Source organism: Pseudomonas maumuensis, assembly GCF_019139675.1.
Classification (GTDB): Bacteria; Pseudomonadota; Gammaproteobacteria; order Pseudomonadales; family Pseudomonadaceae; genus Aquipseudomonas; species Aquipseudomonas maumuensis.
The window spans coordinates 13,709-30,012 of the sequence record NZ_CP077077.1 but is presented as its reverse complement, the minus strand read 5'-3'; the positions used below and the strand labels follow the sequence as shown (position 1 = coordinate 30,012).

The window sequence follows — 16,304 nt, the reverse complement described above, 5'->3', positions numbered from 1 at the left end:
CAAACCCCGCGCCGCAGTTGACGGCGATCAAGCAAAGGCGTCCGATAGAAGGCCTTTGCAGCCCCAATGACAGGAGTGTGTGATGGCCAAGCGTATCCAGTTCAGCCAGCATGGCGGCCCGGAAGTGTTGCAGTTGGTGGAGTTCGACCCGGCCCCGCCCGGCCCGCAGCAAGTGCGCGTGCGCAACCATGCGATCGGCCTGAACTTCATCGACACCTATTTCCGTGGCGGGCTGTATGCGCCGCCGTCGCTGCCTTCCGGGCTGGGTACCGAGGCCGCCGGCGTGGTCGAGGCAGTGGGCGAGGACGTCAACCGGATCAAGGTCGGCGACCGCGTAGCCTATGCCGGTGGGCCGCTGGGGGCCTACAGCGAGGTGCATACGCTGCCGGAGGCCAACCTGGTCAAGCTGCCGGATGCGATCAGCTTCGAGCAGGCGGCGGCGGTGATGCTCAAGGGGCTGACCACGCAGTACCTGCTAAAACAGACCTATGCCGTGCAGCCGGGGGATTTCGTGCTGTTCCATGCTGCTGCCGGTGGTGTCGGATCGCTGGCTTGCCAGTGGGCCAAGGCACTGGGGGCGAAGCTGATCGGTACTGTCAGTTCCGCCGAGAAGGCTGAGCGGGCTAAGGCACTCGGGGCCTGGGCGACCATCGACTACAGCCATGAAGATGTGGCCAAGCGTGTGCTGGAGCTGACAGACGGTCAGAAGTGCGCGGTGGTGTATGACGGCGTGGGGGCCGATACCTGGCTGACTTCGCTGGATTGCCTGAGGCCGCGAGGGTTGATGGTGAGTTTCGGCAATGCGTCGGGGGCGGTGAGCGGGGTGAACCTGGGGATCCTGTCGCAGAAGGGCTCACTGTATGTGACCCGACCGACGCTGGGGAGCTACGCCAACAACGCCGAGAACACCCAGGCCATGGCCGATGACCTGTTCGCGATGATCGCCAGTGGCAAGCTGGTTGTGGATATCCAACAGCGGTATCCGTTGAGTGAGGCGGCCAAGGCGCAGAGTGAGTTGTCGGCGCGGCGGACGGTGGGCTCGACTGTTCTGCTGCCTTGAAATCCTGGGGCCGCTTTGCGGCCCATTCGCTGGCAAGCCAGCTCCCACAGGGACCGCGCAAACCTCCTGGATGACGCTGTACCTGTGGGAGCCGGCTTGCCGGCGATGGCGTCAGTTCAGCCAGCGGGCCTTTCGGCTACAGAAGCTGACTCAATGCCCTCAAGCATCGCCTCCACCAACCCCTCCGCCATTTCCAGCGAATGTAGGCTCGACCAGTACATGCCTCGCCCCTCATCGCGCAGGTGGTCGAGTGCCTTGATGCCGGTGTCGTAGGCGCAGCGCAGGTAAAGTGCTACATGCACCAGGGCATCGTGGGCTTCGATGTTGGGGTTTACGGTGAAGAGCGGCGGATGGCCAGCATCGCAGCGGCCGAAGGGGTGGGTGGAGGTGTTGGGGAGGGGTGGATCGGGGACGATCTTTTTCATCATGAGATCTCGCATCTAGACCGGCACGCATCCGTTACCACACGGATGGGTGGCAGCTGCATACGGGGTGGTAAACCGGGAGAGATCTCAAAACCCGGCAGGCACGAGGCCTCCCGCATGCAGCCACCATAGACTGCCAAGATCTCTCCCTGCTCGGGTTACCACACCCGATCGCCGAGTTATTCGGCGACGGTCTGGAGCCTAGAGGCAAGAGTTCCCACTGAGAAGGTAATGGCAGTCGACAGGCAGCGTAGGATAATTCTCTGCATTCGAGATGGGCAGCCTTGGGGATCAAAATCAGAAAATGCTGAAGCTAGCACCGCTCCTGTGGGAGCTGGCTTGCCAGCGATAGGGCCAGTTCAGGCAATGATGCTGCCCCTGCTGGCCTCATCGCTGGCAAGCCAGCTCCCACAAAGGTTACTCACAGGGCTTGAGTCTTCACCCCGGGCGCACAACCTCACCGGTCGCCAGGTCGCGAATCAGGCTCGGATTCTTCCGCCCCCCCAACGCCCCACCCAGCACCATGTCCAGCTGCTTGTGGAAATACTGCTCCACCCGCAACCGGCTCTTCGCCGCCGGGCGCCCGGCCGGGTTGCAGGACGTGGAAATCAACGGCCCGACCAACGCGCACAGCTCCCGCACCTGCGGATGATCACTGACCCGCAGCGCCACGCTGTCATGCTGCCCGGTCACCCACTCGGGCAGCAGGTCCTGGTGCGGCACCAGCCAGGTGTTCGGCCCCGGCCAAGTGGCGGCCATGCGGTCGATCCAGTCCTGGGGGAAGTCTTCGAACAGGAAGTCGAACTGGTGGATGCTGTCGGCAACCAGGATCAGGCCTTTATCCACAGGGCGCGACTTGAGCGCCAGCAGGCGATACACCGCGTCCTCGTTCCACGGGTCGCAGCCCAGGCCCCAGACCGCTTCCGTCGGATAGGCGATCACCGCACCCGCCTTCACCTCACGCGCGGCTTGTTGCACACGCCAACTGCTCACCATTTCCGTCTCTCCGCATAAACGCCGTGTGCGCAGTGTACTTAGCCGGAACGGGCAAACCAACGCCCGGCTTCATTGCTGACCCGGCCCTCGAGCTCCAACTCGGTCAGGCTGGCCAGCACCTGGGCCAACGGCTGGCCGCTGCTGTGCGCCAGGCCCTCGCTGGTGTGGGGTGCGGCGTGGAGCAAGGCGAGCAGGGGATGGTCGGCTTTGCCCACCGGCGCGCCCGGCAGGTTCTGCCAACCGCGCAGGCTGTCGAGGATCTGCTCCACGCTTTCCACCAGCAACGCGCCGTCGCGAATCAGCTGGTGGCAGCCCTTGGCGCCGGGGTGGTGGATCGAACCCGGAATGGCATACACCTCGCGCCCTTGCTCCGCGGCAAGGCGCGCGGTGATCAATGAGCCGCTGGCGATGCTCGCCTCGACCACCAGCACGCCGAGCGACAGCCCGCTGATGATGCGGTTGCGCCTGGGGAAGTTACCGGCCAACGGCCCGGCATCCAGCGGGTACTCGGAAACCAGCGCGCTGCCACTGTCGAGCATCGCCCGGGCAAGGTCACGGTGGCGCTGTGGATAAAGTTTTTGCAACCCCGTGCCGAGCACTCCAATGGTCTTCCCTCCGGCTTTCAGCGCGGCCCGATGAGCGGCACCGTCAACGCCCAGCGCCAGCCCGCTGGTGATGGTGAATCCGGCTTGCGCCAGGCAATGCGAGAACGCAGCCGCAGTATCCAGCGCTGGTGGTGAAGCACGCCTGCTACCCACAATCGCCAGCTGCGGATGCTCCAGCAAAGCGGGGTCACCGGCAACGAATAGCAGGGGTGGCGGGTCGTCGATTTCACTCAGCAATGCGGGATAGCCAGGGCCGTCCCACATCAGCAAATGCTGGCCCGGACGCTCTAACCAGGCCATTGCAGCCAATGCGCCGTCGCGCACCTCAGGGCTGCGACGGGCATCGATACTGGCGGCTGACAACCCCAGCGCACGCCAAGCACTGGCCGGCGCACTGAGTGCCGATGAGGCATTGCCAAAGGCTTCGATCAGGGTAAGAAAGCGCCGCAAGCCGATGTCGGGGAGGCGATGCAGACGCAGCCGCGCCTCCAGTTCGGCAGGCGAGCAAGGCGACGAACGGAGAGTGCTCATGGGTGATCCTCCTTGATCGACAGGGGGCCATCGGCGTGGCACAACCTGTGGATAACTTTGTGGGTAATACTTTGAAAAGCTGTCCATTAAATGGCAGCTATCAAGCCCATAAAGACCCTAGCCGAGCTTTCACAGGTGCCTTGTCCACCTTTTCCCTTTATTATGTGTGCTCAGTTTTCAACCGACCGCACAGTGACTGCCTGACCGCCATGGCCATTTTGAACATTCTCGAATTCCCCGATCCGCGCCTGCGTACCATTGCCAAACCGGTAACGGTGTTCGACGACGCCCTGCGCCAGCTGATCGACGATATGTTCGAAACCATGTACGAGGCCCCGGGCATCGGCCTGGCTGCGACCCAGGTCAACGTGCATCAACAAGTCGTAGTGATGGACCTGAGCGAAGATCGCAGCGAGCCGCGCGTCTTCATCAACCCCACCGTAGAAGAGCTGACCCACGACATGGGCCAGTACCAGGAAGGCTGCCTGTCGGTGCCGGGCTTCTACGAAAACGTCGACCGCCCGCTGCGCGTCCGGGTCAAGGCCCAGGACCGCGACGGCAAGCCGTACGAGCTGGAATGCGAGGGCCTGTTGGCGGTGTGCGTGCAGCACGAGTTCGATCACCTCAACGGCAAGCTGTTCGTCGACTACCTGTCGCAGCTCAAACGTGACCGGATCAAGAAGAAGCTGGAAAAGCAGCACCGCCAGCAAGCCTGATCCCCACCTTCCAGAAGGCTTGCTCCGGCAAGCCTTTTTCTTTTTCAAGAAGCGAGAACTCCATGCGCATCGTCTTCGCAGGCACTCCAGAGTTTGCCGCCGAACACCTCAAGGCTTTGCTCGACAGCCCGTACGAGATCGTGGCCGTCTACACCCAGCCCGACCGCCCGGCCGGGCGTGGCCAGAAGCTGATGCCGAGCGCGGTCAAGGCGCTGGCCGTGGCCCATGACATCCCGGTGTACCAGCCGCAGACCCTGCGCAACGCCGACGCCCAGGCCGAGCTCGCCGCACTGAAACCGGACCTGATGGTGGTGGTCGCCTACGGCCTGATCCTGCCGCAAGCTGTGCTGGATATCCCACGCCTGGGCTGCATCAACAGCCACGCCTCGCTGCTGCCGCGCTGGCGCGGCGCCGCGCCGATCCAGCGCGCCGTTGAAGCCGGTGACGCCGAGAGCGGCGTGACCGTGATGCGCATGGAAGCAGGTCTGGACACCGGCCCGATGCTGCTCAAGGTGGTCACCCCGATCAGCGCCGAGGACACCGGCGGCACCCTGCACGACCGCCTCGCCGAAATGGGCCCGCCTGCGGTGATCCAGGCCATCGCCGGCCTGGCCGATGGCAGCCTGCAAGGTGAAGTACAGGACGATGCCCTGGCCACCTACGCCCACAAGCTGAATAAAGACGAAGCGCGCATCGACTGGAGCCGCACGGCCGTGGAGCTTGAGCGCCTGATCCGCGCCTTCAACCCCTGGCCGGTGTGCCACAGCACCCTGGACGGCGAAAGCGTGAAGGTACTGGCCGCCAACTTGTCCACAGCCCAGGGCGCCCCCGGCGAAATCCTGTCGGCCAGCAAGGACGGCCTGGTGGTCGCCTGCGGTGACCAGGCCCTGAGCCTGACCCGCCTGCAACTGCCGGGTGGCAAGGCCCTGAACTTCGCCGACCTGTTCAACAGCCGCCGCGAGAAATTCGCCAGTGGCAAGGTGCTCGGCCAATGAATCCACGCCTGGCTGCCGCCCGTGCCTTGGCCGCTGTGCTCAGCGGCAAGGCTTCGCTGAACAGCTCGCTGCCGGCGCAACTGGACAAGGTCGAGGAACGCGACCGTGGCCTGACGCAGGACCTTGCCTTCGGCACCGCCCGCTGGCAACCGCGCCTGGACCTGCTGGCCGCGCAACTGTTGCAGAAGCCGTTCAAGGCCGCCGACGCCGATGTGCAGGCGCTGCTGCTGGTCGGTCTGTACCAGCTGTTCTACAGCCGCATTCCGGCCCACGCAGCCATCGGCGAGACCGTCGGGTGTGCCGACAAGCTCAAGAAGCCTTGGGCAAAGGGCCTGCTCAACGCGGTGCTGCGCCGCGCCCAGCGTGAAGGGGAGGCACTGTTGGCCGACATGGAGCGCGACCCGGTGGTGCGCACCGCCCACCCGCGCTGGCTGCAGAAGTCGCTCAAGGCCTTCTGGCCTGAACAGTGGGAAGCCATCTGCGCCGCCAACAACGCCCACCCGCCGATGATCCTGCGCATCAACCGCCGCCATCACAGCCGCGACGCTTACCTCGCGCTGCTGGCCGAGGCCGGTATCGGCGCCAGCGCCTGCCAGTACAGCCGTGACGGCATCGTCCTGGCCGAGGCTTGCGACGTGCGCGGCCTGCCAGGCTTCGCCGAAGGTTGGGTGAGCGTGCAGGACGAAGCCGCGCAGCTGTCCGCCGACCTACTGGAACTGGCCCCCGGTCAGCGCGTCCTCGACGCCTGCTGCGCCCCAGGCGGCAAGACCTGCCACTTGCTTGAAGCCGAACCGGGCTTGGCGCACATGGTCGCCATCGACCTCGAGGCCAAGCGCCTGACCCGCGTGCGCGAGAACCTCGACCGCCTCAAGCTCGATGCCGAGCTGATCGCCTGCGACGCCCGCGACACCGCCAGCTGGTGGGACGGCAAGCCGTTCCAGCGCATCCTCCTCGACGCCCCGTGCTCGGCCACTGGGGTGATTCGCCGCCACCCGGACATCAAGCTGACCCGCCAGGCAGACGACATCCCGGCCCTGGCCGCACTGCAAGGCGAGCTGCTCGACGCCCTGTGGCCGACCCTGGAAGTGGGCGGCATGCTGCTCTATGCCACCTGCTCGAGCCTGCCCACCGAGAACACCGAAGTGATCGACGCCTTCCTCGCCCGCACCCCAGGTGCCCGTGAGCTGGACCTTGCCACCGAGGCCGGCCTGCGCCAGCCCCACGGGCGCCAGCTGCTGGCCCAGGAAGGCGGCCACGACGGCTTCTACTATGCCAAGCTGATCAAGATCGCCGCCTCGCGGTAAGCACAAGAACGTAGGGAGTAGTGGATGAAGATCATCATCCTCGGCGCAGGGCAGGTGGGCGGCACACTGGCGGAACACCTGGCCAGCGAAGCCAACGACATCACCGTGGTCGACACCGACAGCGAGCGCCTGCGCGACCTCGGCGACCGCCTGGACATCCGCACGGTGCAGGGCCGCGCCTCGCTGCCGACGGTGCTGCGCCAGGCCGGCGCCGACGACGCCGACATGCTGGTGGCGGTGACCAACAGCGACGAGACCAACATGGTCGCCTGCCAGGTGGCGTACTCGTTGTTCCACACCCCGACCAAGATCGCCCGGGTGCGCGAGTCGGCCTACCTGACCCGCGAAGAGCTGTTCGACAACGACCATATCCCGGTGGACGTGCTGATCAGCCCCGAGCAGGTGGTGACCAACTACATCAAGCGCCTGATCGAACACCCCGGCTCCCTGCAGGTGATCGACTTCGCCGAGGGCAAGGCCCAGCTGGTGGCGGTCCGGGCCTACTACGGCGGGCCGCTGGTCGGCCAGCAACTGCGCCAGATCCGCGCCCACATGCCCAACGTCGACACCCGCGTGGCGGCGATCTTCCGCCGCGACCGGCCGATCACTCCACAGGGTGACACGGTGATCGAAGCCGACGACGAAGTGTTCTTCATCGCAGCGAAAAAGGACATCCGCGCGGTGATGGGCGAACTGCGCCGCATCGACGAGAGCAACAAGCGCGTGGTCATCGCCGGTGGCGGGCAGATCGGCGAGCGCCTGGCCGAGGCCATCGAGAGCCGCTACCAGGTGAAGATCATCGAGATGAACCCGGCCCGTTGCCGCCAGCTCTCCGACACCCTGGAAAGCACCGTGGTGCTGCAGGGCAGCGCCTCGGACAAGGACCTGATGCTCGAAGAGAACATCGCCGACGCCGACATCTTCCTGGCCCTGACCAACGACGACGAGGCCAACATCATGGCGTCGCTGCTGGCCAAGCGCCTGGGCGCGCGCAAGGTGATGACCATCATCAACAACCCGGCCTATGTCGACCTGGTGCAGGGCGGCGACATCGACATCGCCATCAGCCCGCAGTTGGCCACCATCGGTACCCTGCTGGCCCACGTGCGCCGTGGCGATATCGTCAGCGTGCATTCGCTGCGCCGCGGCGCGGCCGAGGCCATCGAGGCCGTGGCCCATGGCGATTCGAAGTCGAGCAAGGTGGTCGGCAAGGCCATCGAGGACATCAACCTGCCGCCGGGCACCACCATCGGCGCAATCATCCGCGAGGACGAAGTGATGATCGCCCACGACGACACAGTGATCGAGTCGGGCGACCATGTGATCCTGTTCGTTGTGGATAAAAAGCATATTCGGGACGTAGAGAAGCTGTTCCACGTGGGCTTGAGTTTCTTCTAAAGGAGCAGGGCATGCGCGAATCGTTGGAGAAGATGCTGGCCAAGGGTGTGGATAACCCGCTGCTGCGCTTCGGCCTGGGCAAGGCCTGGCTGGACGAAGCCAATGGTGCTGAGGCGGCGATCCACCTGGCCAGTTGCGTGAAGCAGGACCCCAAGTATTCGGCAGCGTGGAAGCTGCTGGGCAAGGCGTATCAGCTGCAGGGTGACTTGGCTGGCGCGCGCAAGGCCTGGGAAGAGGGGATCGTGGCGGCGCAGGCCCATGGGGACAAGCAAGCCGAAAAAGAAATGACGGTGTTCTTGAAGAAGCTGAACAAGGTCTGAGATTGCCGGGGCTGCTTTGCAGCCCATTCGCTGCGGTTCATCGCCACGACAAGCCAGCGAAAGGGGCGCAAAGCGCCCCCAAAAATCTCAGTACCAGCGCGCCTCACCCGCCGGGCGCTTCTTGAAGCGCTTCATGCTCCACATGTACTGGCTCGGGTACTCGCGCACATAACGCTCGACCACCTTGCTCATGGCCGCCGCCGATTCATTCACATCGGTGCTGTACATAGCCTCTGGCGCCGCCTCCAGGAACACCTTGAAGCCCGAACCATCGGGCAGGCGCAGGGCGTGCAGGAACACCCCGACCGCCTTGCCACCGGCGAGCATGTTCGGCACGAACTTGCTGGTCAGCGCCTGGGTCCCCAGGAACGGCACGAATACCCCGGCGGACTCGGCCGGCTCCGGGTCGGCGGGAATCCCCACCTGGCCGCCACGGCGCACTTCCTTGATCACACTGAGAATGCCTTCCTTGGTCGAAGGCGCCACGCGGTTGCCCATCTGCACCCGCTGCTCGCGCAGCAGGTCATCCACCGCCTTCAACTTGGGCGGGCGGTAGAAGATGATCGGTTTGCACTGGTTGCAATAGAAGTGGTTGAGCACTTCCCAGTTACCCAGGTGGCTGGTGATGCCGACCACGCCCTTGCCCGAGGCCAGGGCCTGCTCCAGCACTTCCAGGCCATGCACTTCCTTGACCAGGTCGAGCGAGCGTTGCGGCGGCCAGATCCAGGCACAGGCACTCTCGACGAACGACTTGCCGATGTCCTTGAGCGCACGACCGACCAGTTGCTCACGCTCGGCCGGGTCCATCTCCGGGAAGCATTTGGCCAGGTTGATGCGCACGACATTGCGCGAGCCGTTGGGGATTTTCCACATCAGCCAGCCGATGCCGGCGCCAACGCGCTGCACCGCGCCCCAGGGCAACTTGGCGAACAGTCGCAGCACCCCGACCATCAGGGCGCCCTTGAACTTTTCCACAGGCGAATTCCTTATTTCAGCAAGGCGCGCATTGTACCCCGTCAGCGCACCAGCGCGGCGTAGCGATCGCACTCGGTGGTGTGGTCCATGACCATGCCGGTGGCCTGCATGAAGGCGTAGCAGATGGTCGGGCCAACGAAAGTGAAGCCGGCCTTCTGCAAGGCCTTGCTCATCGCCTTGGCCTCATCGGTGACCGCCGGCACGTCGCCACGCCCCTGGAAATGGTTGATCTTCGGCGCGCCGCCGACGAACGACCATAGCCACTCGGCGGGGTTATCCACAGCCAGCCAGGCCTGGGCATTGCGGCGCACGGCCTTGAGCTTGAGGCGGTTGCGGATGATACCGGCATCCAGCATAAGCTCCTCGATGCGCTCATCGCTCAGACACGCCAGTTTCACCGGGTCGAAACCGTCCAGCACCTGGCGATAGCGCTCGCGTTTCTTCAATACCGTGATCCACGACAACCCCGCCTGGAACCCTTCGAGCAAAAGCATCTCGAAGAGCAACGCCGGGTCGCGCTGCGGCGTTCCCCACTCGTGGTCGTGATAGGCCTGGTACAACGGATCGTCGGAACACCAAAAGCAGCGTGGCATAAGGCTCCAATAACGTAGAGGGCGAGGCGAATCGGGTTATACTCCCGCTCTTTACATCCGCATCCCCAGATACAGGTGAATTTCGTGAGCCAGCCTACGCCAGCCGTGCGTACCTTCCAAGACCTGATCCTCGCCCTGCAGAACTACTGGGCCGAGCAAGGTTGTGTGGTGCTTCAGCCCTACGATATGGAAGTAGGCGCCGGCACTTTCCACACCGCTACCTTCCTGCGCGCCGTGGGCCCGGAGACCTGGAACGCCGCCTACGTGCAGCCCAGCCGTCGCCCTGCCGACGGGCGGTATGGCGAAAACCCCAACCGCCTGCAGCACTACTACCAGTTCCAGGTGGTGCTCAAGCCGAACCCGGCCAACTTCCAGGAGCTGTACCTCGGCTCGCTGAAAGCCATCGGCCTGGACCCGCTGGTTCACGACATTCGCTTCGTCGAAGACAACTGGGAATCGCCAACCCTCGGCGCCTGGGGCCTGGGCTGGGAAATCTGGCTGAACGGCATGGAGGTGACGCAGTTCACCTACTTCCAGCAAGTCGGCGGTATCGAGTGCTACCCGGTCACTGGTGAAATCACCTACGGCCTGGAGCGCCTGGCCATGTACATCCAGGGCGTGGACTCGGTCTACGACCTGGTGTGGGCCGACGGCCCGTTCGGCAAGGTCACCTATGGCGACGTGTTCCACCAGAACGAAGTGGAGCAGTCGACCTACAACTTCGAGCACGCCAACGTCGAGAAGCTGTTCGAACTGTTCGATTTCTACGAAAGCGAAGCGAACCGCCTGATCAAGCTGGACCTGCCGCTGCCGACCTACGAAATGGTCCTGAAGGCCTCGCACACCTTCAACCTGCTGGACGCCCGCCGCGCCATCTCGGTGACCGAGCGCCAGCGCTACATCCTGCGCGTACGTACCCTGGCCCGGGACGTGGCGCAAAGCTATCTGCAAGCTCGCGCACGCCTGGGCTTCCCGATGGCCTCTCCCGAACTGCGTGACGAAGTGTTGGCTAAGCTGGAGGCTGCACAATGAGTGCTCAAGATTTCCTGGTTGAACTGGGCACCGAAGAGCTGCCACCCAAGGCCCTCGCCAGCTTGGGCGATGCCTTCCTCGCCGGCATCGAGAAAGGCCTGCAGGCCGCCGGCCTGAACTACACCGGCAAGCAGGTCTACGCCGCGCCACGCCGCCTGGCCGTGCTGATCCGCCAGCTAGACGTGCAGCAGCCGGACCGCAGCATCAACATCGACGGCCCGCCCGTGCAGGCCGCATTCAACGCCGAAGGCCAGCCAACCCAGGCTGCCCTGGGCTTTGCCAAGAAGTGTGGCGTCGAGCTGTCGGACATCGACCAGAGCGGCCCGAAGCTGCGCTTCTCCCAGCACATTCCGGGCAAGGCCACCGCCAGCCTGCTGCCAACCATCGTCGAGGATTCGCTCAACGACCTGCCGATCCCCAAGCGCATGCACTGGGGCGCCAGCCGTGAAGAGTTCGTGCGCCCGACCCAGTGGCTGGTGATGCTGCTCGGCGATCAGGTCGTCGACTGCACCATCCTGGCCCAGAAGGCCGGCCGCGAATCCCGTGGCCACCGCTTCCACCACCCGGAAAACGTGCTGATCACCACCCCCGCCAACTACGTCGAGGACCTGCGCAAGGCCCACGTGCTGGCCGACTTCGCCGAGCGTCGCGAGCTGATCAGCAAGCGCACCGCGGAGCTTGCCATGCAGCAGGAAGGCACGGCCATCGTGCCGCCGGCGCTGCTGGACGAAGTAACCGCCCTGGTCGAGTGGCCGGTGCCGCTGGTGTGCTCGTTCGAGGAGCGTTTCCTCGAGGTGCCGCAGGAAGCGCTGATCACCACCATGCAGGACAACCAGAAGTACTTCTGCCTGCTGGACAGCGAAGGCAAGCTGCTGCCGCGCTTCATCACCGTGGCCAACGTCGAGAGCCGCGATCCGAAGCAGATCGTCGAAGGCAACGAGAAGGTCGTGCGCCCACGTCTGACCGACGCCGAGTTCTTCTTCAAGCAGGACAAGAAGCAGCCGCTGGAAAGCTTCAACGAGCGCCTGAAGAACGTGGTGTTCCAGGCTCAGCTGGGCACCGTGTTCGAAAAAGCCGAGCGCGTGTCCAAGCTGGCTGCCTTCATTGCCCCCTACATCGGTGGCAGCGCCGCCAACGCCGGTCGTGCCGGCCTGCTGTCCAAGTGCGACCTGGCCTCGGAAATGGTCGGCGAATTCCCTGAAATGCAGGGTATTGCCGGCTACTACTACGCCCTCAACGATGGCGAGCCGGAAGACGTCGCCCTGGCGCTGAACGAGCAGTACATGCCGCGCGGCGCTGGCGCCGAGCTGCCGCAGACCCTCACCGGTGCCGCCGTGGCCATCGCCGACAAGCTCGACACCCTGGTCGGCATCTTCGGCATCGGCATGCTGCCCACCGGCAGCAAGGACCCATACGCCCTGCGCCGTGCCGCCCTGGGCGTGCTGCGTATCCTGATCGACAAGCAGCTGGACCTGGACCTGAATGTCGCGGTCGAGTTCGCGGTCAAGCAGTTCGGTGCCAAGGTCAAGGCCGCCGGCCTGTCCGAGCAAGTGCTGGAGTTTGTCTTCGACCGCCTGCGCGCGCGCTACGAGGACGAAGGCATCGACGTCTCCACCTACCTGTCGGTGCGTGCCCTGAAGCCGGGCTCGGCGCTGGACTTCGACCAGCGCGTGCAGGCCGTGCAGGCCTTCCGCAAGCTGCCGGAAGCCGAAGCCCTGGCGCAGGCGAACAAGCGCGTGTCGAACCTGCTGGGCAAGGCCGAAGGCGCCATTGCCGATCAGGTCGAGCCGAAGTACTTCGACAACGCCAACGAGTTCTCCCTGTACTCGGCCATCCAGCAGGCCGACCAGGCCGTGCAACCGATGGCGGCGGCCCGCCAGTACAGCGAAGCCCTGGCCCGCCTGGCCGCCCTGCGCGACCCGGTCGACGCCTTCTTCGAGGCGGTGATGGTCAACGCCGAGGACGCCAAGGTACGCGCCAACCGTTATGCCCTGCTCAGCCGTCTGCGCGGTCTGTTCCTGGGCGTGGCCGATATCTCGCTGCTGGGGTAAGTCGTTGAAACTGCTGATTCTTGATCGAGACGGAGTGATCAACCACGACTCCGACGCCTACATCAAGTCGCTGGAGGAGTGGATCCCCATTCCCGGCTCGATCGAGGCCATCGCGCAGTTGAGCAAGGCGGGCTGGACGGTGGCCGTGGCCACTAACCAGTCCGGTATTGCCCGCGGCTACTACCCGCTGGAAACCCTCGAGGCCATGCATGCGCGCCTGCGCGCGCTGGTGGCCGAGCAGGGCGGCGAGGTCGGCCTGATCGTGCATTGCCCGCATGGCCCGGACGAGGGCTGCGATTGCCGCAAGCCCAAGCCCGGCATGCTGCGGGCGATTGCCGAGCATTACCAGGTGCCCCTGGCCGGCGTGTGGTTCGTCGGCGACAGCAAAGGTGACCTGGAGGCGGCCCTGGCCGTCGATGCACAACCCGTGCTGGTAAAAACCGGCAAGGGCGAGAGGACCCTGGAAAAAGGTGTCCCGCGAACTACACTGATTTTCGACGATCTGGCAGCCATCGCCAGAGAACTTATTTAAATGAGTGCGCCAGGACCGGCGCACTTTTCATTAGGCGGGCACGTCCCGCAACGGTACATGCCACTATGTCGATCCTGCAGGCGATCAGAATCTTTCTTTTTTACCTGCTGTTGGGCACCAGTTCGCTGCTGTGGTGCTCGCTGAGCTTCTTCGTCGCGCCTTTCCTGCCGTTCCCCAAGCGCTACAAGTTCATCAACGTGTACTGGTGCCGCTGCGCATTGTTCCTGGCGCGCACGATCCTGGGCATCGACTACAAGATCACCGGTGCCGAGAACGTGCCGAAAGTGCCTTGCGTGATCCTGTCGAACCACCAGAGCACCTGGGAAACCTTCCTGCTCTCCGCGTATTTCTCGCCGCTGAGCCAGGTGCTCAAGCGTGAGCTGCTGTACGTGCCGTTCTTCGGCTGGGCCATGGCCATGCTGCGGCCGATCGCCATTGATCGCAAGAACCCCAAGGAAGCGCTGCGCCAGGTCGCCAGCCAGGGCGACGAGCTGCTCAAGCAAGGCACCTGGGTGCTGATCTTCCCCGAAGGCACCCGCGTGCCCCATGGCCAGATCGGCAAGTTCTCCCGCGGCGGTACCGCCCTGGCGGTCAACGCCGGCCTGCCGGTACTGCCGATTGCCCACAACGCCGGCAAGTTCTGGCCGCGTGAAGGCTGGGGCAAGCGCCCGGGCACTATCGAGGTAGTGATCGGTGAACCGATGTATGCAGTGGGCACCGGCCCACGTGCCATCGCCGAGTTGAACGACCGCGCCCAGGCCTGGAACGAAGCGACCCAGCGGGCCATGGGTTCGCTGCCGCCGCTGGCGGAGAACCCGGAGCAGCAGCCAGCCTGACGATCTGTGGATAACTTGTTAGCAAGTTTTGCATGAATGATCGTTAAGACATGCTAAGTGATTGAATTAGCTGCTTATTTTCATGTATGACGTTTTTGCGAAAATCGTGCATAAGTTTTTTCGCGCTATAAAAAAACCGGCTTTTACGCCGGTTTTTTTTGTGCCCGTGAAGCCGCAGGCTGGGGCCGCTGGGCGGCCCATCGCTGGCAAGCCAGCTCCCACAGGGGCTGCGCAATCTCGAAAGTTGCGCGGTGGGGTGGGAGCCGGCTCGCCGGCGAAAGGCTGCAAAGCAGCCCCGGCCACCTCAGACCTTATCGATATCCACGTCCTTGGTCTCTTTCAGGCAGAAGATCCCCACCACCAGGCTCACTCCGGTGATCAGCACCGGATACCAAAGTCCATAGAAGATATCCCCGGTGTACACCACCAACGCGAACGATACCGTTGGCAGGAAACCACCGAACCAGCCGTTGCCGATATGGTAGGGCAGGGACATTGAGGTATAGCGGATCCGCGTCGGGAACAGTTCGACCATTACCGCCGCCAGTGGCCCATAAGTCATGGTGGCGATCAGGATCATGGCAACGATCAGCACCACCACCATCACCTGGTTCACATGCGCCGGGTCGGCCTTGGCCGGATAGCCAGCCGCTTCGATGGCGCTGCGCATGGCCACCTCGTCGAAGCCGTTGATGGTCTTGTCGCCGATGCTCACCTGCACTTCGCTGCCGGAAGCCTCGACCGAGCTGTAGGGCAGGCCCTGTTTGACCAGGAAGGTCTTTACCTTGTCGCAGGGGCTGTCGAAACGAGCCTTGCCTACCGGGTCGAACTGGAAGGTGCAGCCTTGCGGGTTGGCGCTGACGACGATGGGCGCTTCCCGGCTGGCGGCGTCGATCTGCGGGTTGGCGTAATGGCTCAGCGCCTTGAACATCGGGAAGTAGCACACGGTGGCCAGCAACAGCCCGACCATGAGGATTGGCTTACGCCCGATGCGGTCCGACAGCCAGCCGAAGAACACGAAGAACGGCGCGCCGATCACCACGCTGATGATCAACAGGGTATTGGCCTGGGCCGGGTCCATCTTGAGCATCTGGGTCATGAAGAACAGCACATAGAACTGTGCGGTGTAGAAGGTCACCGCTTGCCCGGCGTTGATGCTGAACAGCGCGGTCAGGACCACCTTGAGATTCGGCCAGGAGGTGAACGATTCACGGATCGGCGACTTGCTGATCTTGCCCTGGGCTTTCATTTTTACGAACGCCGGCGACTCGTGCATGCTCATGCGGATCCAGGTGGAGATCGCCAGCAGAACGATCGACAGCAGGAACGGCAGGCGCCAGCCCCAGGTCTCGAACTGATCGCCACTGATGTAGCGGCTGGCCAGGACCACGATCAACGACAACAGTAGGCCGAGCGTGGCGGTGGACTGGATGAAGCCTGTGTGGAAGCCACGTTTTCCGGCTGGCGCGTGTTCGGCCACATAGGTGGCCGCGCCGCCGTATTCGCCGCCCAACGCCAGTCCCTGGAGCATGCGCAGTACCACGAGGATGATCGGCGCGGCGATGCCGATGCTCGCATAGGTGGGCAACAGACCGACGGCGAAGGTCGAGAGGCCCATCAATACGATGGTCACCAGGAAGGTGTACTTGCGCCCAATCATGTCCCCCAGACGACCGAACACCAAGGCACCGAACGGGCGCACCAGGAAACCGGCAGCGAAGGCCATCAAGGCGAAGATGAACGCGGTGGTGTCGTTGACCCCTGCAAAGAACTGCTTGCTGATCACCGCCGCCAAGGCGCCATACAGAAAGAAGTCATACCACTCGAACACTGTCCCGAGGGATGACGCGAAAATGATCTTGCGTTCCTCACGGCGGCTTGGGCTGCTCGCCACCGCACCCTGTTCCTGGATGTAATCCGACATCGTTGCTGTCC

Annotated in this window: 16 protein-coding genes; 10 read left to right on the top strand and 6 right to left on the bottom strand. The window is 64.0% G+C overall.

Translation table 11 applies throughout. The features are described 5' to 3' along the window. Positions 1 to 82: 82 nt before the first annotated feature. Positions 83 to 1,060: an NADPH:quinone reductase gene (locus KSS90_RS00130; protein ID WP_217867771.1), complete on the top strand. Its 978-nt coding sequence runs from the start codon at positions 83 to 85 to the stop codon at positions 1,058 to 1,060. A 116-nt stretch (positions 1,061 to 1,176) separates the two neighbouring features. Here the strand turns inward: KSS90_RS00130 and KSS90_RS00125 are convergent, their stop codons facing one another. The 3 genes from KSS90_RS00125 to dprA form a co-directional block, all read right to left on the bottom strand. Next, positions 1,177 to 1,488, bottom strand: coding sequence for a hypothetical protein (locus KSS90_RS00125; RefSeq protein ID WP_110696911.1), 312 nt, complete (start codon positions 1,486 to 1,488; stop codon positions 1,177 to 1,179). A gap of 435 nt (positions 1,489 to 1,923) precedes the next feature. After that, on the bottom strand, positions 1,924 to 2,481 hold the full coding sequence (tsaC, locus tag KSS90_RS00120) for an L-threonylcarbamoyladenylate synthase type 1 TsaC (RefSeq protein WP_038707096.1): 558 nt from the start codon (positions 2,479 to 2,481) through the stop codon (positions 1,924 to 1,926). A 38-nt stretch (positions 2,482 to 2,519) separates the two neighbouring features. Beyond that, a complete protein-coding gene (dprA, locus tag KSS90_RS00115) occupies positions 2,520 to 3,617 on the bottom strand; it encodes a DNA-processing protein DprA (protein WP_217867770.1) in 1,098 nt (365 codons plus the stop codon). Positions 3,618 to 3,826: 209 nt separating this feature from the next. On the opposite strand from dprA, the gene def reads away from it, so the two are divergent. From def to KSS90_RS00090, 5 genes are all read left to right on the top strand, one after another. Next, on the top strand, positions 3,827 to 4,333 hold the full coding sequence (def, locus tag KSS90_RS00110) for a peptide deformylase (protein WP_003260000.1): 507 nt from the start codon (positions 3,827 to 3,829) through the stop codon (positions 4,331 to 4,333). Positions 4,334 to 4,395: 62 nt separating this feature from the next. Further along, positions 4,396 to 5,328: a methionyl-tRNA formyltransferase gene (fmt, locus tag KSS90_RS00105; protein WP_217867769.1), complete on the top strand. Its 933-nt coding sequence runs from the start codon at positions 4,396 to 4,398 to the stop codon at positions 5,326 to 5,328. Beyond that, positions 5,325 to 6,632 carry a 16S rRNA (cytosine(967)-C(5))-methyltransferase RsmB gene (rsmB, locus tag KSS90_RS00100; RefSeq protein WP_217867768.1) on the top strand — a complete coding sequence of 436 codons (1,308 nt, stop codon included), beginning with the start codon at positions 5,325 to 5,327 and terminating at the stop codon, positions 6,630 to 6,632. The genes fmt and rsmB overlap by 4 nt, the downstream gene beginning before the upstream one ends. 24 nt (positions 6,633 to 6,656) lie before the next feature. Then, a complete protein-coding gene (gene trkA, locus KSS90_RS00095) occupies positions 6,657 to 8,030 on the top strand; it encodes a Trk system potassium transporter TrkA (RefSeq protein ID WP_217867767.1) in 1,374 nt (457 codons plus the stop codon). A gap of 11 nt (positions 8,031 to 8,041) precedes the next feature. Continuing rightward, on the top strand, positions 8,042 to 8,350 hold the full coding sequence (locus KSS90_RS00090; protein WP_217867766.1) for a hypothetical protein: 309 nt from the start codon (positions 8,042 to 8,044) through the stop codon (positions 8,348 to 8,350). A gap of 87 nt (positions 8,351 to 8,437) precedes the next feature. Here KSS90_RS00090 and KSS90_RS00085 read toward each other — a convergent pair whose 3' ends face one another. Beyond that, positions 8,438 to 9,325, bottom strand: coding sequence for a lysophospholipid acyltransferase (locus KSS90_RS00085; RefSeq protein ID WP_023629851.1), 888 nt, complete (start codon positions 9,323 to 9,325; stop codon positions 8,438 to 8,440). A 41-nt stretch (positions 9,326 to 9,366) separates the two neighbouring features. After that, a complete protein-coding gene (locus tag KSS90_RS00080) occupies positions 9,367 to 9,918 on the bottom strand; it encodes a DNA-3-methyladenine glycosylase I (RefSeq protein WP_217867765.1) in 552 nt (183 codons plus the stop codon). 84 nt (positions 9,919 to 10,002) lie between these two features. On the opposite strand from KSS90_RS00080, the gene glyQ reads away from it, so the two are divergent. The 4 genes from glyQ to KSS90_RS00060 all read left to right on the top strand — a co-directional run bounded on the left by glyQ (position 10,003) and on the right by KSS90_RS00060 (position 14,369). Next, positions 10,003 to 10,950: a glycine--tRNA ligase subunit alpha gene (gene glyQ / locus KSS90_RS00075; RefSeq protein ID WP_217867764.1), complete on the top strand. Its 948-nt coding sequence runs from the start codon at positions 10,003 to 10,005 to the stop codon at positions 10,948 to 10,950. Continuing rightward, positions 10,947 to 13,001, top strand: a complete 2,055-nt coding sequence (glyS, locus tag KSS90_RS00070) for a glycine--tRNA ligase subunit beta (protein ID WP_217867763.1) — start codon at positions 10,947 to 10,949, stop codon at positions 12,999 to 13,001. Before glyQ ends, glyS begins: the two co-directional genes overlap by 4 nt. Before the next feature lie 4 nt (positions 13,002 to 13,005). Then, positions 13,006 to 13,533 carry a D-glycero-beta-D-manno-heptose 1,7-bisphosphate 7-phosphatase gene (gene gmhB, locus KSS90_RS00065; RefSeq protein ID WP_217867762.1) on the top strand — a complete coding sequence of 176 codons (528 nt, stop codon included), beginning with the start codon at positions 13,006 to 13,008 and terminating at the stop codon, positions 13,531 to 13,533. A 65-nt stretch (positions 13,534 to 13,598) separates the two neighbouring features. After that, positions 13,599 to 14,369, top strand: a complete 771-nt coding sequence (locus KSS90_RS00060) for a lysophospholipid acyltransferase family protein (RefSeq protein ID WP_217867761.1) — start codon at positions 13,599 to 13,601, stop codon at positions 14,367 to 14,369. A gap of 304 nt (positions 14,370 to 14,673) precedes the next feature. Here KSS90_RS00060 and KSS90_RS00055 read toward each other — a convergent pair whose 3' ends face one another. Next, the gene (locus KSS90_RS00055) at positions 14,674 to 16,293 is read right to left on the bottom strand and encodes an MFS transporter (RefSeq protein ID WP_217867760.1); all 1,620 of its coding nucleotides are present in this window, start codon (positions 16,291 to 16,293) and stop codon (positions 14,674 to 14,676) included. Positions 16,294 to 16,304: the final 11 nt, after the last annotated feature.